At 36.2% G+C, this 24,516-nt stretch carries 29 protein-coding genes and 1 riboswitch; of the genes, 13 read left to right on the top strand and 16 right to left on the bottom strand.

Translation table 11 applies throughout. The features are described from left to right. From accB to GL301_RS06875, 3 genes are all read right to left on the bottom strand, one after another. On the bottom strand, positions 1–480 hold the full coding sequence (gene accB / locus GL301_RS06885; protein WP_003734506.1) for an acetyl-CoA carboxylase biotin carboxyl carrier protein: 480 nt from the start codon (positions 478–480) through the stop codon (positions 1–3). Positions 481–638: 158 nt separating this feature from the next. Next, positions 639–1,196: an elongation factor P gene (gene efp, locus GL301_RS06880; RefSeq protein WP_003722482.1), complete on the bottom strand. Its 558-nt coding sequence runs from the start codon at positions 1,194–1,196 to the stop codon at positions 639–641. 102 nt (positions 1,197–1,298) lie between these two features. Continuing rightward, positions 1,299–2,360: a M24 family metallopeptidase gene (locus GL301_RS06875; protein ID WP_003727480.1), complete on the bottom strand. Its 1,062-nt coding sequence runs from the start codon at positions 2,358–2,360 to the stop codon at positions 1,299–1,301. Between the two features lie 179 nt (positions 2,361–2,539). Between GL301_RS06875 and GL301_RS06870 the strand changes: the two genes are divergently transcribed. The 3 genes from GL301_RS06870 to GL301_RS06860 all read left to right on the top strand — a co-directional run bounded on the left by GL301_RS06870 (position 2,540) and on the right by GL301_RS06860 (position 4,232). Next, complete coding sequence (locus GL301_RS06870) at positions 2,540–3,505, top strand: DUF1385 domain-containing protein (RefSeq protein ID WP_003727481.1); 966 nt, start codon at positions 2,540–2,542, stop codon at positions 3,503–3,505. Positions 3,506–3,517: 12 nt separating this feature from the next. Beyond that, the gene (locus GL301_RS06865) at positions 3,518–3,790 is read left to right on the top strand and encodes an SA1362 family protein (protein WP_003726159.1); all 273 of its coding nucleotides are present in this window, start codon (positions 3,518–3,520) and stop codon (positions 3,788–3,790) included. 61 nt (positions 3,791–3,851) lie between these two features. Continuing rightward, on the top strand, positions 3,852–4,232 hold the full coding sequence (locus GL301_RS06860) for a rhodanese-like domain-containing protein (protein WP_003722478.1): 381 nt from the start codon (positions 3,852–3,854) through the stop codon (positions 4,230–4,232). Between the two features lie 38 nt (positions 4,233–4,270). Here the strand turns inward: GL301_RS06860 and gcvPB are convergent, their stop codons facing one another. From gcvPB to gcvT, 3 genes are read right to left on the bottom strand one after another with little or no spacing between them, the layout of a single operon-like run. Then, entirely contained in the window at positions 4,271–5,737 is a 1,467-nt protein-coding gene (gcvPB, locus tag GL301_RS06855; protein ID WP_003726158.1) for an aminomethyl-transferring glycine dehydrogenase subunit GcvPB, read from the bottom strand. Then, complete coding sequence (gene gcvPA, locus GL301_RS06850; RefSeq protein WP_003726157.1) at positions 5,734–7,080, bottom strand: aminomethyl-transferring glycine dehydrogenase subunit GcvPA; 1,347 nt, start codon at positions 7,078–7,080, stop codon at positions 5,734–5,736. Before gcvPA ends, gcvPB begins: the two co-directional genes overlap by 4 nt. 15 nt (positions 7,081–7,095) lie before the next feature. Then, complete coding sequence (gcvT, locus tag GL301_RS06845; RefSeq protein WP_003726156.1) at positions 7,096–8,184, bottom strand: glycine cleavage system aminomethyltransferase GcvT; 1,089 nt, start codon at positions 8,182–8,184, stop codon at positions 7,096–7,098. Positions 8,185–8,267: 83 nt separating this feature from the next. Beyond that, positions 8,268–8,359, bottom strand: a riboswitch (glycine riboswitch). A 363-nt stretch (positions 8,360–8,722) separates the two neighbouring features. Between gcvT and comGA the strand changes: the two genes are divergently transcribed. From comGA to GL301_RS06810, 7 genes are read left to right on the top strand one after another with little or no spacing between them, the layout of a single operon-like run. Next, a complete protein-coding gene (gene comGA / locus GL301_RS06840) occupies positions 8,723–9,745 on the top strand; it encodes a competence type IV pilus ATPase ComGA (RefSeq protein WP_003726155.1) in 1,023 nt (340 codons plus the stop codon). Continuing rightward, positions 9,723–10,754, top strand: a complete 1,032-nt coding sequence (comGB, locus tag GL301_RS06835) for a competence type IV pilus assembly protein ComGB (RefSeq protein WP_003726154.1) — start codon at positions 9,723–9,725, stop codon at positions 10,752–10,754. The genes comGA and comGB overlap by 23 nt, the downstream gene beginning before the upstream one ends. Before the next feature lie 14 nt (positions 10,755–10,768). Beyond that, positions 10,769–11,092, top strand: a complete 324-nt coding sequence (gene comGC / locus GL301_RS06830) for a competence type IV pilus major pilin ComGC (protein ID WP_003727484.1) — start codon at positions 10,769–10,771, stop codon at positions 11,090–11,092. Continuing rightward, positions 11,089–11,511 (top strand): competence type IV pilus minor pilin ComGD, encoded by a 423-nt coding sequence (gene comGD / locus GL301_RS06825; protein WP_003726153.1) that lies wholly within the window; start codon positions 11,089–11,091, stop codon positions 11,509–11,511. Before comGC ends, comGD begins: the two co-directional genes overlap by 4 nt. Then, positions 11,504–11,788, top strand: a complete 285-nt coding sequence (gene comGE / locus GL301_RS06820) for a competence type IV pilus minor pilin ComGE (RefSeq protein WP_003726152.1) — start codon at positions 11,504–11,506, stop codon at positions 11,786–11,788. Before comGD ends, comGE begins: the two co-directional genes overlap by 8 nt. After that, complete coding sequence (gene comGF, locus GL301_RS06815) at positions 11,751–12,218, top strand: competence type IV pilus minor pilin ComGF (RefSeq protein WP_003727486.1); 468 nt, start codon at positions 11,751–11,753, stop codon at positions 12,216–12,218. Before comGE ends, comGF begins: the two co-directional genes overlap by 38 nt. Then, positions 12,215–12,532, top strand: coding sequence for a hypothetical protein (locus tag GL301_RS06810; RefSeq protein WP_003726151.1), 318 nt, complete (start codon positions 12,215–12,217; stop codon positions 12,530–12,532). Before comGF ends, GL301_RS06810 begins: the two co-directional genes overlap by 4 nt. Before the next feature lie 17 nt (positions 12,533–12,549). Here the strand turns inward: GL301_RS06810 and GL301_RS06805 are convergent, their stop codons facing one another. From GL301_RS06805 to rpmG, 6 genes are all read right to left on the bottom strand, one after another. Continuing rightward, the gene (locus GL301_RS06805; protein ID WP_003726150.1) at positions 12,550–13,641 is read right to left on the bottom strand and encodes a YqgU-like beta propeller domain-containing protein; all 1,092 of its coding nucleotides are present in this window, start codon (positions 13,639–13,641) and stop codon (positions 12,550–12,552) included. Between the two features lie 145 nt (positions 13,642–13,786). Beyond that, positions 13,787–14,755 carry an ROK family glucokinase gene (locus tag GL301_RS06800; RefSeq protein WP_003726149.1) on the bottom strand — a complete coding sequence of 323 codons (969 nt, stop codon included), beginning with the start codon at positions 14,753–14,755 and terminating at the stop codon, positions 13,787–13,789. Between the two features lie 24 nt (positions 14,756–14,779). Continuing rightward, positions 14,780–14,992 carry a YqgQ family protein gene (locus tag GL301_RS06795; protein WP_003726148.1) on the bottom strand — a complete coding sequence of 71 codons (213 nt, stop codon included), beginning with the start codon at positions 14,990–14,992 and terminating at the stop codon, positions 14,780–14,782. A 12-nt stretch (positions 14,993–15,004) separates the two neighbouring features. After that, positions 15,005–16,543 carry a rhomboid family protein gene (locus tag GL301_RS06790; protein ID WP_012681278.1) on the bottom strand — a complete coding sequence of 513 codons (1,539 nt, stop codon included), beginning with the start codon at positions 16,541–16,543 and terminating at the stop codon, positions 15,005–15,007. A gap of 98 nt (positions 16,544–16,641) precedes the next feature. Next, entirely contained in the window at positions 16,642–17,181 is a 540-nt protein-coding gene (locus GL301_RS06785) for a 5-formyltetrahydrofolate cyclo-ligase (RefSeq protein WP_003726146.1), read from the bottom strand. Between the two features lie 55 nt (positions 17,182–17,236). Continuing rightward, positions 17,237–17,386, bottom strand: coding sequence for a 50S ribosomal protein L33 (gene rpmG / locus GL301_RS06780; protein WP_003719608.1), 150 nt, complete (start codon positions 17,384–17,386; stop codon positions 17,237–17,239). Positions 17,387–17,583: 197 nt separating this feature from the next. Between rpmG and GL301_RS06775 the strand changes: the two genes are divergently transcribed. From GL301_RS06775 to rsgA, 3 genes are all read left to right on the top strand, one after another. Beyond that, a complete protein-coding gene (locus GL301_RS06775; RefSeq protein ID WP_003740295.1) occupies positions 17,584–17,940 on the top strand; it encodes a hypothetical protein in 357 nt (118 codons plus the stop codon). 27 nt (positions 17,941–17,967) lie between these two features. Continuing rightward, complete coding sequence (locus GL301_RS06770; RefSeq protein WP_009917549.1) at positions 17,968–18,447, top strand: endolytic transglycosylase MltG; 480 nt, start codon at positions 17,968–17,970, stop codon at positions 18,445–18,447. A 162-nt stretch (positions 18,448–18,609) separates the two neighbouring features. Then, positions 18,610–19,650, top strand: coding sequence for a ribosome small subunit-dependent GTPase A (rsgA, locus tag GL301_RS06765; protein WP_070298280.1), 1,041 nt, complete (start codon positions 18,610–18,612; stop codon positions 19,648–19,650). Between the two features lie 38 nt (positions 19,651–19,688). Here rsgA and pnp read toward each other — a convergent pair whose 3' ends face one another. From pnp to truB, 4 genes are all read right to left on the bottom strand, one after another. Next, positions 19,689–21,860, bottom strand: coding sequence for a polyribonucleotide nucleotidyltransferase (pnp, locus tag GL301_RS06760; protein ID WP_021496020.1), 2,172 nt, complete (start codon positions 21,858–21,860; stop codon positions 19,689–19,691). A 247-nt stretch (positions 21,861–22,107) separates the two neighbouring features. Continuing rightward, complete coding sequence (gene rpsO, locus GL301_RS06755) at positions 22,108–22,377, bottom strand: 30S ribosomal protein S15 (protein WP_003719603.1); 270 nt, start codon at positions 22,375–22,377, stop codon at positions 22,108–22,110. Between the two features lie 136 nt (positions 22,378–22,513). Beyond that, on the bottom strand, positions 22,514–23,458 hold the full coding sequence (locus tag GL301_RS06750) for a bifunctional riboflavin kinase/FAD synthetase (RefSeq protein ID WP_003726540.1): 945 nt from the start codon (positions 23,456–23,458) through the stop codon (positions 22,514–22,516). Between the two features lie 69 nt (positions 23,459–23,527). Continuing rightward, positions 23,528–24,442: a tRNA pseudouridine(55) synthase TruB gene (gene truB / locus GL301_RS06745; protein WP_003726539.1), complete on the bottom strand. Its 915-nt coding sequence runs from the start codon at positions 24,440–24,442 to the stop codon at positions 23,528–23,530. Positions 24,443–24,516 lie beyond the last annotated feature (74 nt).

Raw genomic sequence — 24,516 nt, 5'->3', positions numbered from 1 at the left:
TTATTTTTTTCTAACTTTGAATAGTGGTTGTCCAAATTCGACTAATTCGCCACTTGAAACAAGAATTTCTGCGATTTCTCCGTCAATATCAGCAGTAATTTCATTGAATAATTTCATTGCTTCTACAATACATACAACAGATTGCGCAGATACTTTAGATCCAACGCTAACAAAATTAGCATCTTCTGGTGAAGCAGACGCATAAAAAGTCCCAACCATTGGCGATGTAATGACTTCTAAACTAGCATCTTCCGCTGTATTTGCTTCTGTTTGAGGAGCAGCTGTTTGAGCTTGTGCTACTGGTGCTGCCTGAGCTGGTGCTTGTGTGATAGCAATTGGTGCTTCTTGAACTGCTGCAGCAACAACTGTTTTATTCTTTTTAAGCAAAATCTTACTATCTTTCGTTTCTAACTCAAATTCATCTAGGGTTGACTCGTCAATCAGCTCGATTAGCTGTTTAATTTCATCTATTGATAACATACCATTTACACTCCTTAATAATACTAAAAATAAAAAATTGCATGAATCACGCATTGTCCTTATTGTACCATACTTTTTATTCAAAAGGTGTACTGGAAGCGCTAAGAAATAGAAAAACAGCTGAAGAATTAACTCCAGCTGTAGTAAACGATTCTTGCTTACGCCCGAGAAACATACGCTGCTTCGGTTGTATTAATTACTAGTTTGTCTCCTTCATTAACGAAAAATGGCACTTGGACAACAAGACCAGTTTCAAGAGTGGCTGGTTTAGAACCGCCTGAAGAAGTATCACCTTTAATTCCAGGATCAGTTGCAGTAACAACTAATTCTACTGTGTTAGGTAAATCAATACCGATTGTTTCGCCTTGATACATGATAATATTAATTTCCATATTTTCTTTTAGGAATTTAAGTTCATGAGCAATTTGGTCTTCTGGAAGCTCAATTTGTTCATAAGACTCATTATCCATGAATACGTGATTTGTGCCGTCAGCATACAAGTAGGCCATTTTACGGTTGTCGATTTGCGCTTTTGCTACTTTTTCGCCACCACGGAATGTTTTTTCTTGGATTGCACCTGTACGAAGGTTACGTAATTTGGAACGAACGAATGCTGCTCCTTTTCCGGGTTTTACATGTTGAAAATCTAGCACACGCCAAATACCATTATCTACTTCTATTGTTAACCCTGTTTTAAAGTCATTTACTGAAATCATGTTTTTCCTCCTGTAATTTGCAAAGTATCTTTATTTGGAGCATATTAAAACTGCTCATTCTTCCTTATTTAACCATAAAACACACAAAGTTACAAAGGAATTTTATAAAATAATTAATTCTTTTGGTGAATGAATTAAAATCTCATTACCTGTTTCTGTAATTAAGAGATCATCTTCAATTCTAACGCCACCGATTCCTGGTAAATAAATTCCTGGTTCATCCGTCACAACATGTCCGACTTCTAGTTTTTGAGGGCTCTTAAAGGATAAATTAGGTCCTTCGTGAATTTCTAGTCCAATACCATGTCCTAAAGAATGTCCAAATGCATCGCCATAGCCAAAAGAAGCAATATAATCACGTGCAATAGCATCTGCTTCAATTCCAGTCATACCTGGTTTTAAGCTATCGATTACTTTTAATTGCGCATCTAACGTAATTTGGTAAATTTCTTTTAATTTTTCAGCAGGTTCACCGACCGCGATAGTTCTTGTCATATCTGAACAATAACCGTCATAGTAACAGCCGTAATCCATTGTAACGAAATCGCCAACTTCGATTTTTTTATCCGAAGCAACACCATGCGGTAACGCAGAACGAACACCAGATGCGACAATTGTATCAAACGACGAGGAAGTAGCTCCCGCACGTCTCATAAAGAATTCTAGTTCATTAGATACTTCGATTTCAGCCATGCCTGGTTTGATAAATTGAATGATATGTGCAAAAGCTGCATCAGCAATATCACAAGCTGTGCGGATTGCTTTTAGTTCACTTGCTGTTTTCACTTTACGCATTTCTTCAAAGAAGCCAGTAAGTGGGATTAATTGACGATTAAATACGCGCTCCATTTGTTTAAATTCAGATACGGTCACATAATCCGCTTCAAAATGTAGTGTTTTTGTATCATTTTTAATTAATAAATCTTCTACTGTATCAAAAATCGGACCAGTATGTTGTACAATTTCGTATCCTTCTGCTTGTTTTGCTGCTTGTTCCGTATATCTGAAATCAGTTACAAAATAAGCTTTTTCAGGTAAAATTAGCGCCACACCACTTGTTCCAGTGAAACCTGATACATACCTTCTATTAAACTCACTTGTGACAAGAACTGCTTCTATCTTTTCCTTGCCCAGCGTTTCTTGAATTTTAGTTAATTTAGACATTTTTATTCCCCCACTTTTATCAAATTTTAGGCGCGCAAAAATCGCATTATTAGACGCGTTCGAAACTATTTTATCACAATTTAGAAAAAATAACTTTTTTTAGGCGTTTTGCGCTATACGAAAAACTATTTTTAGCGTAAAATAACATATTAGTAAACATGAATAGGCTGGTGAAAACTTTGAGCAAACAAAACGTACCATCATATGGCGGTCAAGCTGTAGTTGAAGGCGTCATGTTTGGCGGCAGAAAACAGACCGTAACAGCAATTAGACGTATAGATGGTTCATTAGAATATTTTTATTTAGAAAAAAATAGTCCGGTTTGGGTTATGCGTATGAAGAAAATCCCTTTTTTAAGAGGAATTGTTGCATTAATTGAATCTAGCGCTATCGGTTCCAAACACCTCGCTTTTGCAACAGACCGATATGACGAAGATCCAAATAACCCAGTAGAAGAAGAAAAAATTGAAAAGAAAGAATCGAAAGTCGCGATGTGGCTTGGTGTTGCCGTCATCGGTATTTTATCTTTCGTCTTTGCAAAATTTGTCATGACGCTCATCCCTGTATTTTTAGCGGAATTATTCCGTCCTATCGTACCAGGTGATACGGCGCAAGTATTTTTAGAGAGTCTTTTCAAATTAATTCTTCTATTAACCTATATTTTCGCGGTTTCTCAGACCCCTATTATTAAACGAGTTTTTCAATATCACGGTTCTGAGCATAAGGTAATAAATTGTTACGAAGAAAAATTACCTTTAACGGTTGAAAATGTACAGAAACAATCGCGACTTCATTATCGTTGTGGTAGTAGTTTTATTTTATTTACAGTTATTGTTGGTATGTTTATTTATTTGTTAGTACCAACCGATCCTCTTTGGCTTCGTGTGGTCGACCGGATTTTACTTATTCCTGTTGTGCTTGGTGTAGCTTTTGAAGTACTTCAATTAACTAATAAATGCCGTAATATCCCAGTTCTTAAATATTTAGGTGTCCCGGGTTTATGGCTACAACTTCTTACAACAAAAGAACCGTCTGATGATCAAGTTGAGGTTGCCATTGCATCCTTTAATGAGCTTTTACGAGTGGAAAAAGAAGGTGCACCAGTAGATGTAACTGAGCCAGATAATCTGGAACTTTTAGAATAGGAGTGGATTAATTTGAAGAAGTATCCCCTCATAGTTATTATTTTACTTGCGCTTGTTGGTATTGGGCTTTTAATGGGTGGTTTTAAATCATTTTTCACCTTAATTATTTCCGTATTAATCGGGGCACTTATTTTCACCCTTCTACTGCGGTTTTTCACAAATAGAAAAACTGACAGTAATTACCAAAAAGCAGTAAAACAATCGAAAAATTTACATGATCCGAAGAAAAAAACGAAGAAAAAACGAAAATCTTCTTTCAAAGTGATTGATGGTGGCAAAAAATAAGTTATAATAGAAAAGGATGCTTTAAAAAAAGCAGTTTTCAGGATGAAAGGGGTTTACACAATTGATTAGTTGGATTATAGCAATTATCATTCTGGTTATTCTTCTAGGATACGAAATTTACCAGTTTGTAATGCGTCGCAAAGCAGTAAAAGTTTTAACAGAAGAAGAATTTAAAAAAGGTTATCGTAAAGCACAGTTAATTGATGTTCGCGAGCCAAATGAATTCGATGCTGGACATATTCTTGGAGCTAGAAATATCCCAGTTACACAAATGAAAAACCGGACAACAGAAATTCGTCAAGATTTACCAGTTTACTTATACTGCCAAACAGCACAACGTAGTAACCGTGCAGCAATTATGCTTTATAAACGCGGATACAAACAAGTTTATCAGCTTAAAGGCGGCTACCGTAAATGGACAGGAAAAACTAAATCTAAATAAGAAAAAACCTTGCTGCGGAAATTCACAGCAAGGTTTTTTTATACTTCTTTTTGATAACGTAAAATCGGTTTTCTAGCAGCACGTGTTTCGTCTAGTCGTTTTACATAGGTGCTATGTGGCGCTTCTTGGACGATTTCAGGATTTTCTTCCGCTTCTTTCGCAATTTTTAACATCGTATCAATGAAAGAATCTAGAGTTTCTTTCGATTCTGTTTCAGTCGGTTCAATCATGATTGCTTCACCAACAATTAGCGGAAAATAAACTGTTGGCGGATGGAAATTGTGATCTAGCAATCGTTTCGCAATATCAACAGTTCTTACGCCAAGTTTCTTCTGTCTATTACCACTTAAAACAAATTCGTGTTTACAAACTTGATCAAATGGTAAATCATAGGCTTCTTGCAGTTTACGCATCATATAGTTGGCATTTAAAACGGCATATTCTGTCACCAATTTCAAGCCATCCGGACCCATTGTGCGAATATACGTATACGCGCGAACATTGATGCCGAAGTTGCCATAATAAGGTTTCACTCGTCCAATAGAGTCAGGATAGTTATAATCAAACGTGTATCCTTCTTCTTTTTTCGTAAGGACTGGTGTTGGTAAGAATGGTATTAATTCCTTTTTCACGCCAATTGGGCCAGAACCAGGACCGCCACCACCGTGAGGACCAGTAAATGTTTTGTGTAAATTCAAATGAACAACATCAAAGCCCATGTCTCCTGGTCTAACTTTCGCCATAATAGCATTTAAATTGGCACCATCATAGTACAATTTCCCGCCAGCTTCATGAACAATTTCCGCCATTTCAACAATATCTTTTTCAAAAAGACCAAGTGTATTTGGGTTTGTGAGCATTAGTGCGGCCGTGTCTTCGCCTACTACTTTTTTCAAATCAGCTACATCGACAAGTCCTTTTTCATTCGATTTCACCGTCACAACATCGAAGCCCGCTACTGCTGCAGATGCAGGGTTTGTTCCATGTGCAGAGTCTGGGATGATTACTTTTGTGCGTTTTGTATCCCCATTCTTTTCATGGAATGCACGAATGAGCATTAATCCCGTCCATTCTCCGTGTGCTCCAGCAGCTGGTTGTAGCGTTACTTCATCCATTCCTGTAATTTCAACTAAGCTTGTTTGCAAATCATACAGTAGTTCTAGCGCGCCTTGGACAGAGCTTTCTGGTTGGTTTGGATGGATATTAGCGAAACCAGGAAAGCGTGCAACTTTTTCATTGATTTTTGGGTTATATTTCATCGTACAAGAGCCAAGCGGATAAAAACCAGAATCAACACCAAAGTTATGATTGGATAAATTGGTATAATGACGCATGATTTCAAGCTCGCTTAATTCAGGCAAATCTGCTGGTACAGAACGAATATACGCTTGTTCAAAATAATCACTGGCTTTTGTTTCTGGAACATCGCTTTCTGGTAAACTAAAGCCAATTCTTCCTGGAATAGAACGTTCAAACACTAATGGCATCGTTTCTTCTAAATTCATTTTGCACCCTCCAAGCTCGCCACAAAGGCATCAATTTCCTCTTTTGTCCGCATTTCAGTAACAGCTACAAGCATATGGTTTTCATATTTTTCCTCATAAAAACCAAGGTCATACCCACCAATAATCCCTTCATCTAAAAGTGATTCATTCACTTCTTTGATTGGTTTCGAAAGTTTTACAACAAATTCATTGAAAAAGCCATCTGAAAATAGAACTTCAAAGCCTTTTTCACGGAATTTTTGTTTGGCATAATGAGATTTATCTAAGTTTTGTTTTGCCATTTCTACAAGACCTGTTTTTCCAAGGGTTGCCATTGCGACAGAAGAAGCTAATGCATTCAATGCTTGATTGGAACAAATATTAGACGTCGCTTTATCACGGCGAATATGTTGTTCGCGTGCTTGTAATGTTAGTACATACCCGCGCTTCCCGTTCTCGTCTACGGTTTCCCCAACTAAACGTCCAGGAACTTTACGCATTAATTTATTTGTTACTGCAAAGAATCCACAATGCGGTCCACCAAATGATTCTGGGATACCAAATACTTGCGAATCACCCACAACAATATCTGCACCAAATTCTCCTGGTGGTGTTAACAAACCTAGAGACAACGGATTGCTCGATACAAGTAATAAAGAATTATTTTCATGCACTAATTTTTCAAGTTCAGCCAAAGGTTCCACTTGTCCATAGAAGTTTGGATATTGTACAACAAAACCCGCAATATCATCTGAAAGAGCTTTTTTTAGCGCCTCAATGTCTGTTTTTCCATCTAGTTCTGGAATAACTTCTACTTCAATGTGTTGGCCAGTTGCATAGGTTTTTAAAACATTGCTACTTTCCGGGTGAACAGCTCCGGAAATGAGAATTTTTTTGCGCTTTGTATGTCCACTTGCTAGCATCGCTGCTTCTGCAAGCGCTGTTCCACCATCATACATAGAGGAATTAGCCAAGTCCATTCCAGTAAGTTCCGCAATCATCGTTTGGAATTCAAAGATTGCCTGCAACTCTCCTTGAGAAATTTCAGGTTGATAAGGCGTATATGCTGTATAAAATTCTGAGCGAGAAATAACATGATCGACTACAGTTGGAATGTAATGACTATAAACTCCAGCCCCTAAAAAAGACGCATATTCAGTAGTATTAGCATTTTTAGAAGCAAGTTTCGATAATTCGCGTAAAAGTGCAGGTTCAGATTTTGCTGGTTTTAAATCATAATCTCGTTTAAATCTAATTTTTTCTGGAATATCTTGAAATAAGTCATCAATTGACTTAACCCCTATTACATCAAGCATTTCCTTTTCATCTTGCTCTGTCATTGGTAAATAACGATGTTTTGCCATATTACTTCCTCCTTTTTACTTTGCGCGTTTATAAAATGGTGTTGGTACTATTTTCGCTTTTATTTTTTTGTTTCTTATACCTACTTCTACTTCTTGACCTATTTCTGTGTAAGCTGTATCAATTAGAGCAAGACCAATATTTGTTCCAAGTGTGGGTGATTGGGTACCAGAAGTCACAATGCCAATTTCTTCCTCATTTAGAAATACTGGATAATCGTGACGCGGAATACCTCGTTCAATTAATTCAATACCAACTAGTTTTCTATTCAGCCCTGCTTCTTTTTGTTTAATAAGCGCTTCTTTACCTATAAAATCTGCTTCTTTTTTTAATTTAACAGCAAAATTAAGCCCTGCTTCAAGTGGTGTAATGTCCTTGCTCAATTCTTGCCCATAAAGCGCAAGTACCGCCTCTAAGCGCAATGTATCCCGTGCACCTAAACCAATTGGAGCTACTCCTTCAGCTAAAATTGCCTCAAAAACTTTTCCTGCATCAGCGCTTGGCATATAAATTTCAAATCCATCTTCTCCAGTATAGCCACTTCTTGAAATGATTGTTTTCACTCCTGCTACATCCGCATCCTCCACAAATCCAAAGAAGCTAATCGAACTTAAATCTACATCCGTTAGTTTTGCGAGAATTTTTTCTGCGCTTGGCCCTTGAAGTGCTAATTGTCCATATTCCGAAGATACATTGGTAACAGAAACATCCCCGCGAATATTTTTAACCATCCATTCAAAATCCTTGTCCGTATTTGCTGCATTGACAACAAGTATGTATTCCGTTTCTGATTTCTTGTAAACTACTAAATCGTCCACTGTTCCACCAGTTTCATAGCACATAATATTATATTGTGCTTTTCCGATTTTTATTTTTTCAATGTCATTGGTTAACAAATACTGTAAATAAGAAGTACTATCCGGTCCTTTTACTAGAATTTCTCCCATGTGAGACACATCAAATAGCCCTGCATCAGTTCGCACGGCCTCATGTTCTGCTTTTATACCAGCAAATTGTACCGGTAAATCCCATCCACCAAAATCAATGGTTTTCGCACCATATTTTGCATAAAGTGGATGAATCGGTGTTTTTAGTAACTCTGTCATAATTATATCCTCCTTTTTCACATAACAAAAAGGCTTATATGGTTCATAAGCCCTGTCGTAACACAAAAATGACTCCAGAGTTGCGTCCCGTAAACATCCTTTTGCCTGAGAGTTTCACATAATACATGCTTTCCCCGTCGGCGCCGCTTTTCGCAGTCTCTCTGCTTACATTCACCCGCTAATTCTATTATGTATTTGCCTTTTCTATAGCTTATCATGAGTTGTATTGTTCGGCAAATAATTAGTTTTAAAGCTTAAATTTTCTTTATTTTTGATATTGGTTCGGAATGTAAGGGCTTTATTGCGATATTACCGTTTAATTATACGCTTGTTATTCATTGCACATAGATTGTGAAAATCATCAAAATCGAAAAAAATTTTTTATTCACTTATTTGCTTCTAAAATACCACTTTCAATATTATTTTAGCTTGAAATGCTACTTTTGCATTTAGAAAATACTATTTTCGTTTTTGTGAAAGATTGGGACACAAAGGATTTTGTTTACTTTTGAGGAATATGACTTGTAAGGAGGTTCTTATGCCGCAAAAAATGACAGAACACATCATAACTCAAGCATTACGTGTCCATGCAAGTGATGTTCATATTCATCCACTCTCAAACCGTTACTTACTCCGTCTTCGGGTAAACGGGACATTGATTCCGCTTCTTTACCTTCCAATAGATGTAGGGGAAAAGTTAATATCTTTTCTTAAATTCCAAGCAGCTTTGGATATAAGCGAAAAAAGACGACCTCAATCTGGTAGCTTTGAAAAAAATACAAACACAGAAAAAATTGCTATACGGCTTTCTACTATGCCTAGCAAAGATTTTCATGAAAGCATGGTCATTCGAATTTTTCGTTACAAGTACCCTATCCCATTTTTAAAATCTAGTGTTTTTCCTAGATCCACTAATCAAATTCAACAACAGTGTAAAAACCAAACAGGCTTGTTTCTTTTTTCCGGTAGCACAGGTAGTGGTAAGTCCAGTTCTATGTATAGCCTTGTTTCTTCTATAGAAAATAAAGATGAACTGCAAATCATTACAATTGAAGATCCTGTTGAACATCATTCTCCCGGCTTTCTCCAAATCGAAGTGAACGAAAAAGCAAGCATTACCTATGCACCCATCATTCGCTCCGTCTTACGCCATGATCCTGATATTTTAATTATCGGGGAAATACGCGATGCAGAAACCGCTAAAATAGTTGTTCGTGCTGCATTAACCGGTCACTTAGTTTTAAGCACGGTTCATGCCGGAGATGCTTACGGAGTTTTATTAAGATTACTTGAATTCGGTATTAGCTCAGAAGAATTAGCGCAATGCTTACTAGGAATCAGTTTTCAGAAGCTGACACACCTAGTTTGCACCTTCTGCGGAGAAAAATGCCATCCCCTTTGTACACATTTGCACCGAAAAAGAACAGCTATCTATGAAGTTCTTACGCAACAAGAGATAAAAGCCTATTTCCAATCTAATAAACAGCAGATTAAGCCTAAATACCCTATTAAAAGAACATTCGAGAAAGGAGTTGCCTATGGTTTTTTTTCAGCGCACTAATTGGAAAGAGGACGGAGAATTTTTAATTAGAGTTGCCAGTTTACTCGAAAAGGGATTCTCATTAGATGCGACCATTAGCTATTTAAGCATTACTTCGCCCAAATATCGCAAAAGATATGAACAAATTATCACTTCACTTGCAAACGGAAATTCTTTTTCCTATGCTCTTTCAAAAAACGGATTTCCTGAATTCATTTGTTCACAACTTCATTATGCTTCTAGTCACGGTTACTTTTTGCAAACAATTCACGAAACCGGCGTCCATATGAAAAGAAAAGCGGAGGAAAAAAACGCATTAATGAAGACCTTCCAATATCCACTAGTCTTATTCTCTACTGTTATTCTGGTGTTCTTCTTGCTTCGAATTTTTCTCTTACCTAAATTCGAACTTTTATTTACACAATTATCAACTAACGGCACAGTCGGAACTAAATTCACTTATTTCCTGCTTGAAAAAATTCCAGTTTTATTAGGAATTTTTTTACTTAGCCTTTTTCTAATCTTCAGTTTCCTTATTCGAAAACAAAAGCAAAAAAATGCTTACGACCGAGCTTATTTTTATTGTCGAATTCCATATATTCGCCAATTTTCAAGAATTCATTATTCGCAATACCTTTCGCGCGAACTTGGATATCTGCTGAAAAGCGGTTTATCTATAACGCATATTATGCACCTCTTCGCGCAAGAAGAATCGCCCGCATTCTTTCAAGCAATCGCCAGGCAAATCCTTCCTACGCTTGAACAAGGATTATCACTAACAAAAGCACTAGAAAAAATGCCTATATTTGAAAGAGAACTTTATTACATTGCTATCCACGGTGAAAAAAATGGTAATTTAGCAGAAGAATTTTTATTTTATTATAACTTATGTCATCAGAAATCACTTCAAAAGACCGAAAAATTATTTTCATTTATCCAACCAATTGTTTTTATCGTTATTGGTATTTTAATTGTATCCATTTATTTATCCATTTTATATCCCATGTTTTCTATGGTAAATCAAATTTAAAAGGAGGAGTTTTAATGTTTAAAAAGAAAATTGATTGGCGAGATGAGCGAGGCTTTACTTTGGTGGAGATGTTAATTGTATTGTTAGTGGTTAGTGTTTTGTTACTCCTTACTATTCCCAACATAGTATCACAAAGTAAGTCAATCAACGATAAAGGATGCGAGGCCTTTATTTCAATGGTTCAAGGTCAAGTTCAGTCCTACCAATTAGATAAAAATTCAATCCCTTCTGTAGCTGATTTAGTAAGTGGAGGTTATCTAAAAGCTAACCAAAAAACTTGTCCTAATGGAAATAGTATCAAGATAGATAGCTCAGGAAATGTTTCTGAGAAAAAATGAAAATAAATGGATTTACTTTATTAGAAATGTTACTTGTACTAACTATCAGCTTTACACTAATCACATTAACCATCTTTCCTATTTCAAGTACATTATCCACGCTTAGGGAGAAACAACTACTAGAAGAAATAAAAGCCACCATTTACTATGCGCAAATAAATGCTGTAGCAACAAAGCAAGATACGTTTATTTCATTTGATCCAATGAGAAACCAACTCATCACATATACTAACTCAAAAACACTTGCTATCCTTCCATTCTCACAGACGTTAACTTTAACACAACCAAAAATAGGAAATTTTCGTTTCTCGAGTACAGATGGATCCATTAATCGTTTTTCAACAATTCACCTGACAAGTTCGACAAATAACTACAAGCTAATATTTCAAATCGGAAAGGGGCGTTTTAGAATTGAATAAAATTAACGGATTCTCTTTAGTTGAAAGCATGGTTTCACTTCTCCTTTTTTCAATGGTTTGTAGTTTTCTATTACCCACAGCAATGACTATTTTTGAAAAACTAGACTATCAAAAAGAAACTAGCAGAGTCTATCAAGAAATTTACGAACATAGCGAACTATTACGGCACAAAAGCGTTCCAGTTAACTTTAAGGATGAACGTATCGAAAGTTTCCATTATCAAGGAGGTATCCAAATTTGTGCAAAAAATAAATCGGAAGAAAAATGTATCTTTTAGAAATGGCTCACCTGCTTTCACTCTTCTTGAAACAATCTTGTCTATTACGATCATTTTAAGTATTAGCTCGCTCATTCCATTATTTTTTCAATGCTATAACAAGACTATCCAGATTAGTAACATTGATCAGACAACAGAATGGCAACTTTTTCTCATTCAAACTCGTCTAGAATTAGAAAAAGCGACTAATATTCAGATTGATAGGAATAAGCTTTCTTTTAGTAATGGCAAAGATCTTATCACCTATTCCAAATATAATGATTTAGTTCGTCGACAAGTAAATGGAAAAGGACATGAACCATTGCTTACTAATGTGAAAGATTATCAATTAATCAAGAAAGAAAAACAACTTCATTTAACGGTGCAAGACTCTAATACTCAGATATATACATCTGTATTCGCATTACCAGAAGTGGTATCCAATCCATGAAGACTAATGCATTTACGCTCCCATTTACCATTTTCATTGCGCTTATTTCAATTTTAATCGTTACTGGTACTGCTTCTATCTTTAAGACACAAATACAATATGAAAAAATGATTCAAAATTATTATTTAGCCTCCACTAAACTAAATTTAGCTTTCATAGAAATTAAGGAAACATCCTCACTTTCACATCAATTTAAAATAAATTTCAAAGGCGCAAAGATAGATTGCCAGGCGACGGATAATCAACTAACAGAATTCAACTGTCAAATCACACTAGAAAACGGCTATACATTAGCAAAAACAACGAGCCCTTAAAGAAGGAACTCGTTGTTTTAAAAAGATTTAGTTGGTGTATTAATTAAATTATACATTTTACCTGTTTTCGTATCGATTACCTTATCAAATAAATAACCATAGAGAACTAAATCCCCTTTTTCATAAGATAAAATAGGTTGGTTATCCATTAATTCCAAGATAGTCGATTCTTTTTTGTTCGTTGGATCAATTTTTACTAACTTATACTCTTTTGCTCCGCTGCCAATTTTAGCGCTTTTATATGGAACAAATGTTAGAAAAGTATTCTTATCAAAATTTGTATCAAAATACGGAACAAAAGTCCCTAATTCATCGTATTCTCGTGCAGCATTATACGAAAAGAAATTTTGAAATCCCAGTGTTCTAAAATCGTATAATAATTTTTCATCAGAGTTTTTTTCAATAGTAAGCAGTACATTATCGTGAACAGCAAATTGCATAATATTAGCTACAATTAAATTTTTAGTAGCGTTATCTCTAATGTCTTGTAAATAAAGGTTTCCTAATTCATCATCCGGTTTGTCTTTATTGTTCGAAATCACCAAATTATCTCCGTACCAGGAAATAAAAGGTGACGCGACATCTATTTTATGCAGTTGATTCAACGTATAGTCCCAATTTTCTATTTGAAAATTCCATTCTGGACTATATGAGACAAACATGATTTTTTCAGGTGACTCATCATTCCAATAAAATGTCGTCGTTAGAGGCTTTGTTGAACGTGAAGCAACAGTTGAACCATCATTCAAAGCGATTATTCGCATCGTGGCTTTTTCAGCTGATTCAGCAGAATAAAGTAAGATATTTCGATAGTCTGGACTAATTTGCACTTCAGAAATAGATTCCTTCGTATTAAAGATTGGTCTTTTCTTTTCATTATATATATTCAATTCTTCAAAATACGTAACTCCAGATTTTTTGGTTTGCAGCAAAACAGAATCTTTTGACAACCAACCAACTACTCGCTGGAATTCTTTGGTTTTGATTTGAACACCTTGTACTTCTTTTGCAGTCTTTTTTGGCGTTTCTTTTTCCTCCGAGCAACCAAAAGAGATAAAAACCAATCCGACTAATAAGGTAATCAGCAAAAAAACATTTGATTTTTTCATCTCTGGCCTCCAATCTCTCTATGCTAAAATTTTACCCTTTTCAAAGGAAGCTAAAACAATGCGTTATAGAAAGATTAGCTTTATAAAACAAGCTACAATAATGGAGTGTTATTGTAGCTTATACAAATTAAAATTAATATTAATATTAATCTTCACTTGGTAGTGCTAACCATGCAGCTCCAATTATCCCTGCGTCATTCCCTTTTGTCGCAATAGATAATTTAGTGGATTCTTTAACAGCTGGGAAAACCATTGTCTCAAAATAAGTTTTAACCGGTGTTAATAATTGATCGCCTGCTGCTGAAACGCCACCACCAATAATAATCTTCTCTGGATTTAACATGTTTCCAATATGACTGAGCGCTAAAGCCAAATAGAAAGAAATTTTATCAATTGTTTCATTTGCTAAAGCATCATCTTCTGCTCCTAGTTCAAAAATCAATTTAGAAGTAATTGTTTCATCGTTGTTTATTGCATCTTTAAGTGCGGATTTACCAGTATACTCTTTCGCTAAATCTTTCGCTACTCGAACGATTCCTGTTGCTGATGCGACAGTTTCTAAACAGCCTTTTTTGCCACAGGTACAATCATAACCATTCTCAGGAACTACTGTTACATGCCCAATTTCACCAGCTGCTCCGCGAATACCATGTAAAATTTTGCCTTCTGCGAAAATTCCGCCGCCAACGCCTGTTCCAAGTGTTACGAAAACGACATTAGCCCCACCTTCGCCTGCGCCTTTCCAGCGTTCACCAAGAGCTGCAACATTAGCATCATTATCTAATATGATTTTTAAACCAGTAATATTTTCTAAATCTTGACTAACATTTTGTTCATCTGCCCAGCCTAAGTTGTACGCACCTTTTACAGTACCTGTTTCATAATTTACAGTACCTGGAGTTCCCATACCAATACCATAAAAAATATCATTATCCAGTTGTAAGTCCGTTAATTTTTGATTGATAGAATCCCCAATGTTTTTAACAATGTGGGCGCCCTTATCTTCAATATTTGTATCAATTGTCCATTTTTCTTCAATGTCGCCTTCTTTTGTTAAAATAGCTAATTTTGCTGTTGTCCCGCCTAAATCTACACCAATTAATTTTTTGTTCATTCTGCTGTTCTCCTTATAATCAATTTAATTTAAACTACTATTTTTTCGTTGTTCTTTAATTAATTCTTGTTTCAATATACTTCTAGCTCTAGCAAAAGTTTCTCTATCTAAAATATTATGTTTAAAAAGTTCTGTTATCTCATATTCCATCATTTCGATGTCATATTGTCGTTTTCCTAAATAAACAATAATGCCATGCTTTCTTAGTAATTGGGCAACATCATAAACTGTTTTCACATTAAAAACCTCTTATTCTTTGATTTTTTCTAACTCATCGTAATAAGAATCAAAAAATGGATTGCTTGATAACTCTCTAGCGCTGTTCGCTTCTTTAATTGCATTTGGCATATCGCCTTTTACTCTATAGCAAACAGATAAATAATAATGAGCTTCTGGGATGTCTTTGTCGATATTAATTGCTTCTTTAGCCATTGTTTCTGCTTTGTCTATTTGCTTATCTTGTAAAGCGATAGATGCAGCATACGTATATGAATAGCCGTCAGCACTTCCGCTAGAAATTAAATTATCGGTAATCTTGGTTGCTTCTTTTTTATTTTGTTCTTGAAGGTATTGTTGTACTGCTACATTAGCCTGCATCGGATCATATGGTTGTTCTCCTTTTTGGTAGCCAAAATACAAAAATAAAACAGCTACACCAAAAAGTGAAATGCCATATGCAAGTCGTCGCCAATGGAAAAATTGTTTTGGTAACGATAATGCTCCGGCAAGCAAGAAACCACCTACAAGACCACCAATATGTCCAGCAATATCAATCTGGCTAGAAAATACATCAATTAACAAATTAATTGCGACAAGTGACGCGATACTGACGCCAATTGTTTTTGCATAAAGATTTGGTTTTAAAACAACCAAATAAAGTAACGCGCCCATTACTGCAAATACTGCAGTACTTGCACCAACAGATAAATTCATATTTAATGCAAAACTGGCTATGTTTCCGCATATTCCTCCTAAGAGAAGAATTAGAACATATCGCCATTTACCATAAATACGCTCTGCCCAAGCACCTACAATATAAAGCATAACTGCATTGGAAGCTAAATGCATTAATCCACTATGAAGAAAAATCGGTGAAATAAAGCGCCACCATTCCCCAGCATATATAAGTGGGTTGAATTTCCCGCCCCATTTAATTAAGTTAAATGAATTGGTAGTTCCACCTTGGAAAGAAAGCCACAAAAACGCTACAACCAAAAGACCAATGAACGTATACGTAACTATTGGTTTTGAATTCCTAGCAACTTTTTGTTCTTCATTTACTTTAGTAGTAATATACGAGATTACTTGCTCTCGTTCTTTTGCTACTAGCTCTTTCGTTATTTCATTTGGAAGAACAAATGCTTCTTCTGGTAATTCTAAAGTTTTAACGAGTGTGTCTAGATGATCTCTCATTTGTTCGTTCGCGAGTAAAATATTTTCTAATTTCACTTTTTCATTTGGAGAAGCAATTGACTGCCCAAAAAAAGGCGAAATATCACCCATTGGTTCAAATGGTGTTATATAAATATTCACAAGAGGCAATTTCAAGCGCCCCATTTGCTTACGAAGATTTTCGGTAACGTGTAAAGTGTGTGTCACATCGCGTTCCACCACATTAGCCCAACTTAATTCTTTCATCTGTATACGGATGACTGGTCTTTTTTTCTGGCTTGTATTTTCCAACCAAAGTTCTTGTTTCTCCTCGTGAAGATGGATTAAACGGTATTTTTCAACACCCAAGAAATAATTAGTTAGGCGCCAGAAGACATATTGTTCTTGGAAGCTCAAAAAATTCCCTGCTTTCATTACAAATTATATTTACTACTATACGCAAAAAAAAGGGTGTTGTAAACAATCCACCCTATTTTCTATAGAATTATTTTTCCTTATCCTCCAATTAAAATAGAAACTGGTTCGTCATGCTTTTCAGGTGTAAACTCTATTTGTTGTTCATAAAGGTACAAGGACACTGTATGTCCTTGAAAATCCGTTAAAAATCTATCGTAAAATCCTCCGCCAAAACCGATTCTATAATGATCTTTATTAAAGGCAACTCCAGGAACAATTAGTAAGTCAATTACTTTTTTATCAACTGTTTCTGCTAATTCATTTGGTTCTAAAATACCAAACTTAGATTTTATTAAAGGATGTATCGAATCCATCTTTTTAAACTCCATTTTTTTGCTAGGATAATATGTTTTTGGAATTAAAATGGTTTTCCCTTCTTTTTTTGCTTGTAGGATGATTGCTTCTGTTTCGATTTCAGGGTGTCTTGCTAATGTGATACCAACAACCTTTGCATTTTCCCATTCTGGTAATAAAAATAGTTTTTCCGCTAATCTAATAGAACGTTCGCGATGTTCTACTCTATCAAGGCTATTCAAATTCCGTAAGATTTTCTCGCGTATCAGTCGTTTGTCTTCCATTTTGGCTTCCCCCTTTTTGTTAATAAAAAAAGCAACAGAATGGAGATCCTGCTGCTTACTTAGTTTCGCGGTGTAAAGTTACACGGCGTAATCTTGGACAATATTTTTTTAATTCAATACGTTCCGGATTTTCACGCTTATTTTTAGTAGTGATGTAATTACGATCACCGCATTCAGTGCATTCTAAAGTAATATTAACGCGCATTATTTTTCCCTCCAACTCCGACTGACGAATTTATTTACTAAACCTGTATAATAATATCATTTTTAATCAGTTGTTGCAAGGACTCTATGCATTTTCTTTTTATTTTCTTTACAAAACCTTATTTCGGATGGTGTTTTGAGGTAAATTATGCTATAACTAGTAGTAGAGTTTATGGAAGAGAGGTGTGTATAAAACCCATGACCACAGTCATAATTATCTTACTAATTGCTGCTATTGCGCTGTTTGTTATTTCATTTCTACAAAAGGGTGACAATAAACAATTAGAAAAAGAACTGGAAGATGTTGCTGCTCAGTGGATGCAAGAAAACTTTGAACTAAAACAACGTATCTCTGAACTAGAAAAAGCAATGAAAATGGATAGCCCAAGCATTGAAGCTGAGCAAGTTCCTGATAGCCCGAAAGTTCGTGAATTAATGAAAAAACAAGTGATTACACTTTATACTTCTGGAATCGTAACTTCAGAAATTGCTGAACAGTCATCTTTACCTAAAGAAGAAGTGGAAAAAATCATTGAAGAATATTTAAAACATTGATTTAAATTTTAAAGGAGGAGCCTATCTGTGAAGAAAAACTTACGGATGTTGGCGCTAGGTTTCTTAATATCTGCTGTTGTCTTACTGGTGTATAACCAGTTTTTCTCCACACAGACCAAAGCAGATGAAACAAAAGCCGCATCAACAAAAGCTGGTTCTGATGAAAATTCAAGCACATGGAAAAATAAATACGAAAAATTATTAGCTCAGCAAGAAGTGGACAAAGCAACGGAAGCTGAAGCAAAGAAAAAGGCTGAAGAAGATGCTAAAAAGAAAGCAGAAGAAGCAAAAAAAGTAAAAAGTTATACTTTAAAGATTTCTAAAGGAGATCCTTCTTCTAAAGCTGGTGACGAACTTCAAGCAAATGGTATTATTAAAAGTGCTTCAGATTTTGATAAATATTTACGAGATAATAATTATGAAAAGTACATTCGTGATGGTAGTTATAATCTCAAAAGTGATATGAGCTATGAAACGATTGCTAAAATTTTAACGCATAAAAATTAATACAAAAAAAGGAAATAAGTCTAGAGCTTGTTTCCTTTTTTGTGTTATTATTTAAGAAAGAAAGGATGATGAATTATGGCAATTGTAAAAATGGAAAACCTCATAATTAATACGGGGGTATTTTACCTATAGAATGCTCCCACCTACAAAGGAGCGAAAACATTGACATTAGAACAATACGGTTTTACAAATTTTTTTAAAGAACAAAAGATAGCTGCTACCTCCTCTTATGGTAGAGTTACGGCGGTATTTAGAGATTATTATCGCGTTATTACGGAGAATGAAGAATTTTTAGCATCATTGAAACGTGGAAATTTTTATGAACTATCCTCTACTTCCCTTCCCGCTGTTGGTGATTTTGTAGAGGTCAGTAGCGATGCGCAAATACTCTCTGTACTAGAGCGTAAAACGGTCTTTTCTCGGATGAATAAAGACTCAGAGGAACAATTGATTGCAGCGAATTTTGATTATGCTCTCATTGTGATGAGTTTGAATCATGACTTTAATTTGAATCGATTAGAGCGTTATTTGACGGTTGCTTGGGATAGTGGTGCAACACCGATTATCATTTTAACAAAAGCAGATTTAGTGGAGGATTTAACAGCCTTTGCTCAGCAGCTCGAGACAGTTGCTTATGGCGTTCCAGCATACTATGTGGATAATTTATCACATCATGGTTTTGAAGCTTTAGAACGCGATTTAAAGCCGAATAGTATGCTTGTTTTGCTTGGCTCTTCCGGTGTCGGAAAATCTTCTTTTATTAATTCGCTTGCAGGTACTGATTTAATGAAAACTGCTGGTATCCGCGAAGATGATAGTAAAGGAAAACATACGACGACACATAGGGAAATGCATTTGCTTACGAATGGGTGGATTGTGATTGATACACCTGGAATGCGTGAATTCGGTGTTGGTTTTAACCAAGCTGGATTAGAAACCACTTTCTCGGATGTAGAGGAATTGGCTGAAGGATGTCGTTTTCACGATTGCTCTCATACACAAGAACCAGGTTGCGCTGTAAAAGCAGCATTAGAAGATGGCACTTTAACTATGCAACACTACGAAAATTGGTTGAAATTGCAGCGAGAAATGGCTTATCACGCTCGAAAAAATAGCCCTGCTCTCGCAAGACAAGAACGTGACCGCTGGAAAGTTATTCAAAAATCACTTCGGACACATTTAAAAACACGTCCAAAAAAATAGTAAAAAAAGCAAGTAGCTCAGGCTACTTGCTTTTTGTATTATTTAGATTCTGGTTTTTTCGTTTTAGGATAGAATTTTTTCTCTGCTTGTGGTTTTTTATCGCCTTCTGGTTGTTCTTTTTTCTCAAGCAAAGCTTTACGTGATAAGTTAACGCGACCTTGTTGGTCTACTTCGATAACTTTAACAGTAACTTCATCACCTAGTTTTAGGATATCTTCTACTTTACCAACACGTTCATGTGCTAATTCAGAAATGTGAACTAAGCCATCTGTACCTTTGAATAATTCAACAAATGCGCCAAATTTTTCGATACGACGAACTTTTCCAGTATAAACTTCTCCCACTTCCACTTCACGAACGATGTCTTCGATGATAGCAATTGCTTTACGGTTCATTGCTTGATCTTGAGAAGCAATGTACACTGTACCATCTTGTTCGATATCAATTTTTACGCCAGTTTCATCAATAATTGCATTGATTTGTTTTCCGCCAGGTCCAATAACATCTTTGATTTTCTCAGGTTTGATGTTAAGTGTAATGATTTTTGGAGCATAAGCAGAAAGTTCTTCACGTGGTTCGCTAATTGTGCTAGTCAAGTGTTCTAGAATGTGTAGGCGCCCTTCTTTTGCTTGCGTTAATGCTTCGTCCAAAATTTGGCGGCTTAAGCCATCAATCTTGATGTCCATTTGAAGTGCTGTGATACCATCTTTTGTTCCAGCAACTTTAAAGTCCATATCGCCAAAGTGATCTTCCATACCTTGGATATCAGAAAGAATGGTGTAATCATCGCCAAGTTTGACAAGACCCATTGCGATACCTGCAACTGGCGCTTTAATTGGAACACCAGCATCAAGCATTGCAAGTGTAGAACCACAAATACTTGCTTGCGAACTAGAGCCATTAGATTCAAGAACTTCAGATACTAAACGGATTGTGTACGGGAATTCCTCTTCGGAAGGAATAACATATTGTAACGCACGTTCACCTAATGCACCGTGACCGATTTCACGACGACCTGGAGCACGACGAGGACCTGTTTCCCCAACACTAAATTGCGGGAAGTTATAATGATGCATAAAGCGTTTGTACTCTTCTGTCCCTAAACCATCAATGATTTGGTGTTCACGAAGCGGTGCCAGTGTACATACACTTAGAGCTTGTGTTTGACCACGAGTGAATAAACCTGAACCATGGACACGAGGAAGCATACCAACTTCAGAAGAAAGTGGACGAATTTCGTTTACTTTACGACCATCTGGACGGATTTTATCTTGAGAAATTAAACGACGCATTTCGTCTTTTTCGATCATTTCAAGAATATGAGCTACTTCGCTAAGAATTTCTGCTTCGTTTTCTAGTTCTTTTGCTTTATAGCTTTCTAAAATTTCTTCTTTTACATCTTCAATTGCTGCTTCACGTGCTTTTTTCTCTTCTGTTTTGATAGCTGCTTTCATTTTGCCTTCACTTGCTCCTTTTACTTCTGCTTCAAGTTCAGGATCGCTTACGAAAAGTTCAATTTCGCGTTTTTCTTTACCAACTGCAGCGATAATTTGTTGTTGGAATTCACAAAGACGTTTAATTTCTTCGTGACCGAACATGATTGCTTCAAGCATTGCTTCTTCTGAAACTTCTTTCGCTCCAGCTTCTACCATGTTGATTGCATCATAAGTTCCTGCAACGGTTAAGCTAATATCACTTTTTTCTGCTTGTTCGATAGTTGGGTTGATAACGTATTTTCCATCGATACGACCCACATCCACACCAGCGATCGGTCCTTCAAATGGAATATCGGAAATAACTAATGCAACAGAAGAGCCAAGCATTGCTGCCATTTCTGGAGAACAATCTTGATCCACACTGAAAACAGTAGATGTAATTTGAACTTCATTACGGAAACCTTCTGCAAATAATGGACGGATTGGACGGTCAATTAGACGCGCTGTTAATGTCGCACGGTCACTAGGACGTCCTTCACGTTTTAAAAATCCACCGGGAACTTTACCAACGGAGTACATTTTTTCTTCATAGTTAACTGTTAGTGGGAAAAAGTCGCCTGGACGTGGTTTTTTAGAACCTACTGCTGCTGTTAAAACGACCGTATCGCCGTAACGAATTAAGGCTGCTCCACTTGCTTGTTTTGCTAATTGACCTACTTCGACAGATAATGTCTTACCTGCCCATTCTGTTGAAAATACTTGTTTTTCAGACATATTTTAATCTCCTTTGATTAGGAAAAACACGAACCAGAAACTTTACCATGCATAAGAATGTTCACGCACACTTTAGATTTTCTAAAGCACACATGAATCCAAAAACCTGCTAAAAATAGCGATTTTTGAAGCACGTTTTTGGATTCATGCGATAAAGTTTCATTTCTTCGGCGTGTTTTCCAAAATTTAGTATAGTTAATACTCAAAAAAAAGCGGGAACTTTTGGTATCCCGCTTTCGTCTGGTTTTTATCGACGTAAACCTAAACGTTTGATAAGTTCGCGGTAACGTTGAACATCTTTTTTACGTAGGTAAGTTAATAGGTTACGACGGTGACCTACCATTTTCATTAATCCACGGTAAGAGTGATGATCTTTTTTGTGTACGCGAACGTGTTCATTTAAGCTATTGATTTCAGCAGTTAATACAGCGATTTGTACTTCTGGTGAACCAGTATCTGTATCATGGACACGGTACTCTGCAATAATTTCATTTTTGCGTTCTTGAGTTAAAGCCATTTCTTTCCACCTCCTTCTAAAATATCCCCAATTACTGAGCCAAGCGTCGGTGAGTCGCAAAAGCCAAGTAATGGTTCTGTTCGTACAGATTTAAAGATACACTATTTAGGCTCTAAAAGCAAGCAGAAATAGTCGTTTAATCCTCTAAATTAGCAAAAAATGCTCTTGTATCTTGTTCGTCTTTTTCTAACTGAGCAATTAAACCTTCTACCCCATTAAATTTAAGTTCTGGTCGGAAAAATTGATACCATTCAATTTCTGCTTCTTCGCCGTAAATTTCGCGGTGAAAATCTAGAATATATACTTCAATGGACAGCGCTTGATCGTCTTTAAACGTGATATTGTAGCCAATGCTAGCCATCCCCAAATGAGTTTCCCCGTTCACGCGAAATTTTACTGCATAGACACCAAGTTTCGGAATCAAGTAATCTTCATTTACACGGATATTCGCTGTTGGAAAACCAATTGTTCTACCTCGTTTATCTCCGTGAATGACGGTTCCTTTTGTTGTATATGGATAGCCTAGTAGTTGATTTGCTTCTTCTAACTCGCCTTCTATAATCGCACGTCTGATATTTGTTGAGCTAATTTTATCACTTGCAGCAGTTTGTTTATCAACAATCGTAACTTCAAAACGACCATCAGCATATTTAGCCAAATCAGTCATTTTCCCTTCGCCTTTTTTACCGTAAGAATAGTCGAAACCAGCTACCACATGCTGTACATGCAAAGCGACTAAATAATTATCCACAAAGGCTTGCGGAGATAGCTCGGAAAACTGTGTTGTAAAGCGAACTACATACATAATATCTACGCCAAGTTCAGCCATTTTTTCCGCTTTATCTTCAAGTGGTGTGAGGTATTTCACTTGTTTGCGGATATTACTTAAAACAACGGATGGGTGCGGATCAAAAGTTAATACTGCTGTTTGAAGGCCTTTTTTTTCAGCAATTTGTTTCGCTTTTTTAATGACAGCTTGATGACCTAAATGCACGCCATCGAAAAAGCCAAGTGCCATTACTTTGTTTATGTCAGTCCACTCGTCCGTTGTAATCGGATGATGTAAGTAAATCGTCTTCATTTTTGCCACTTCTCCTCTAAATTCGAATTCCTCTCATATCATAATATAAGAAAGCTATAGTCGCAATAACTATGCTTGATGTAACTCGATGACTTTTTCTGGTTTCCAAAGTTCATTTTTCTCTGGATGAGGTTTGTAAATTGCTGTTAATTTATCATTGAAGATAAGTGCGGCACGAGGCTCATTCTCTACCTCTATAAATAATGATTTTGGTAAAAGGCCGCCATTTAAAACTTTCGCATGGATTTCTTCATCAATCACTAATTTGGCCATGGATTCAATGCCTTTTTCAAGTGGATATAAAAAGCTGCTATCACTCGCTTGCATCATTTCGTCAATTTCTGCCAGTGTTAAGCAATCTTCTTTTTTGAAAAAGCCGCTACGAGTCCGTTCTAGTTTGGACATGTGCGCTGGATATCCTAATAATTCACCAATCATAACTGCAAGTGTGCGAATATAAGTACCTTTTCCACAAGATATTTCTAACTGAAAAGTCGGATTCGCTTCATTTAGCGTAGCCTCGCCATCTAAGCGAGTTAACGAATAAATATCCACTTGCCTGGATGGGCGTTCCACCTCTATACCAGCTCTTGCATATTCATACAATTTCTTGCCATTGACTTTTACAGCAGAAAACATAGGGGGAATTTGAGTAATTTTTCCAGTCAATTTAGTGAGCGCGGCTTGAAGTTCATCAGCGGAAATGTCTGCTAATTCCTTGGTCATAACCGTTTCACCAGTCGCATCTTCCGTTGTAGTCGATTTGCCTAAAGTTATTTCTGCTACGTAGACTTTTCCTTCATCTGTTACGTATTCTGCTAGTTTCGTCGCACGGCCGATACAAATTGGAAGTACACCCTCTACTTCTGGATCCAGCGTGCCAGTGTGTCCAACTTTTTTCGTATGTAAAATCTTTCTTAATTTAAAAACGCAATCATGACTTGTCATCCCGCGTTCTTTCCACAGTGGGATAATGCCGTTCATCAAGCTCCTCCTTTTAAGAAAAAAAGTTTAAGACAATTCCCACTTATATCCCGTTTGAATGAGAAGATAAAGGG

Source organism: Listeria sp. LM90SB2 (assembly GCF_028867355.1).
In the GTDB taxonomy this organism is placed as follows: Bacteria; Bacillota; Bacilli; order Lactobacillales; family Listeriaceae; genus Listeria; species Listeria monocytogenes_B.
This window is presented reverse-complemented; position numbering and strand designations above follow the sequence as displayed.

What these genes read in the sequence shown, in the direction of transcription:
- accB (WP_003734506.1), bottom strand. Translation starts at nt 480, where the DNA reads ATGTTATCAATAGATGAAATTAAACAGCTAATCGAGCTGATTGACGAG.
- efp (WP_003722482.1), bottom strand. Translation starts at nt 1,196, where the DNA reads ATGATTTCAGTAAATGACTTTAAAACAGGGTTAACAATAGAAGTAGAT.
- GL301_RS06875 (WP_003727480.1), bottom strand. Translation starts at nt 2,360, where the DNA reads ATGTCTAAATTAACTAAAATTCAAGAAACGCTGGGCAAGGAAAAGATA.
- gcvPB (WP_003726158.1), bottom strand. Translation starts at nt 5,737, where the DNA reads ATGAATTTAGAAGAAACGATGCCATTAGTGTTTGAACGTTCTATTCCA.
- gcvPA (WP_003726157.1), bottom strand. Translation starts at nt 7,080, where the DNA reads ATGGCAAAACATCGTTATTTACCAATGACAGAGCAAGATGAAAAGGAA.
- gcvT (WP_003726156.1), bottom strand. Translation starts at nt 8,184, where the DNA reads ATGACAGAGTTACTAAAAACACCGATTCATCCACTTTATGCAAAATAT.
- comGA (WP_003726155.1), top strand. Translation starts at nt 8,723, where the DNA reads ATGCCGCAAAAAATGACAGAACACATCATAACTCAAGCATTACGTGTC.
- comGB (WP_003726154.1), top strand. Translation starts at nt 9,723, where the DNA reads ATGGTTTTTTTTCAGCGCACTAATTGGAAAGAGGACGGAGAATTTTTA.
- comGC (WP_003727484.1), top strand. Translation starts at nt 10,769, where the DNA reads ATGTTTAAAAAGAAAATTGATTGGCGAGATGAGCGAGGCTTTACTTTG.
- comGD (WP_003726153.1), top strand. Translation starts at nt 11,089, where the DNA reads ATGAAAATAAATGGATTTACTTTATTAGAAATGTTACTTGTACTAACT.
- GL301_RS06810 (WP_003726151.1), top strand. Translation starts at nt 12,215, where the DNA reads ATGAAGACTAATGCATTTACGCTCCCATTTACCATTTTCATTGCGCTT.
- GL301_RS06805 (WP_003726150.1), bottom strand. Translation starts at nt 13,641, where the DNA reads ATGAAAAAATCAAATGTTTTTTTGCTGATTACCTTATTAGTCGGATTG.
- GL301_RS06800 (WP_003726149.1), bottom strand. Translation starts at nt 14,755, where the DNA reads ATGAACAAAAAATTAATTGGTGTAGATTTAGGCGGGACAACAGCAAAA.
- GL301_RS06785 (WP_003726146.1), bottom strand. Translation starts at nt 17,181, where the DNA reads ATGGAAGACAAACGACTGATACGCGAGAAAATCTTACGGAATTTGAAT.
- rpmG (WP_003719608.1), bottom strand. Translation starts at nt 17,386, where the DNA reads ATGCGCGTTAATATTACTTTAGAATGCACTGAATGCGGTGATCGTAAT.
- GL301_RS06775 (WP_003740295.1), top strand. Translation starts at nt 17,584, where the DNA reads ATGACCACAGTCATAATTATCTTACTAATTGCTGCTATTGCGCTGTTT.
- pnp (WP_021496020.1), bottom strand. Translation starts at nt 21,860, where the DNA reads ATGTCTGAAAAACAAGTATTTTCAACAGAATGGGCAGGTAAGACATTA.
- rpsO (WP_003719603.1), bottom strand. Translation starts at nt 22,377, where the DNA reads ATGGCTTTAACTCAAGAACGCAAAAATGAAATTATTGCAGAGTACCGT.
- GL301_RS06750 (WP_003726540.1), bottom strand. Translation starts at nt 23,458, where the DNA reads ATGAAGACGATTTACTTACATCATCCGATTACAACGGACGAGTGGACT.
- truB (WP_003726539.1), bottom strand. Translation starts at nt 24,442, where the DNA reads ATGAACGGCATTATCCCACTGTGGAAAGAACGCGGGATGACAAGTCAT.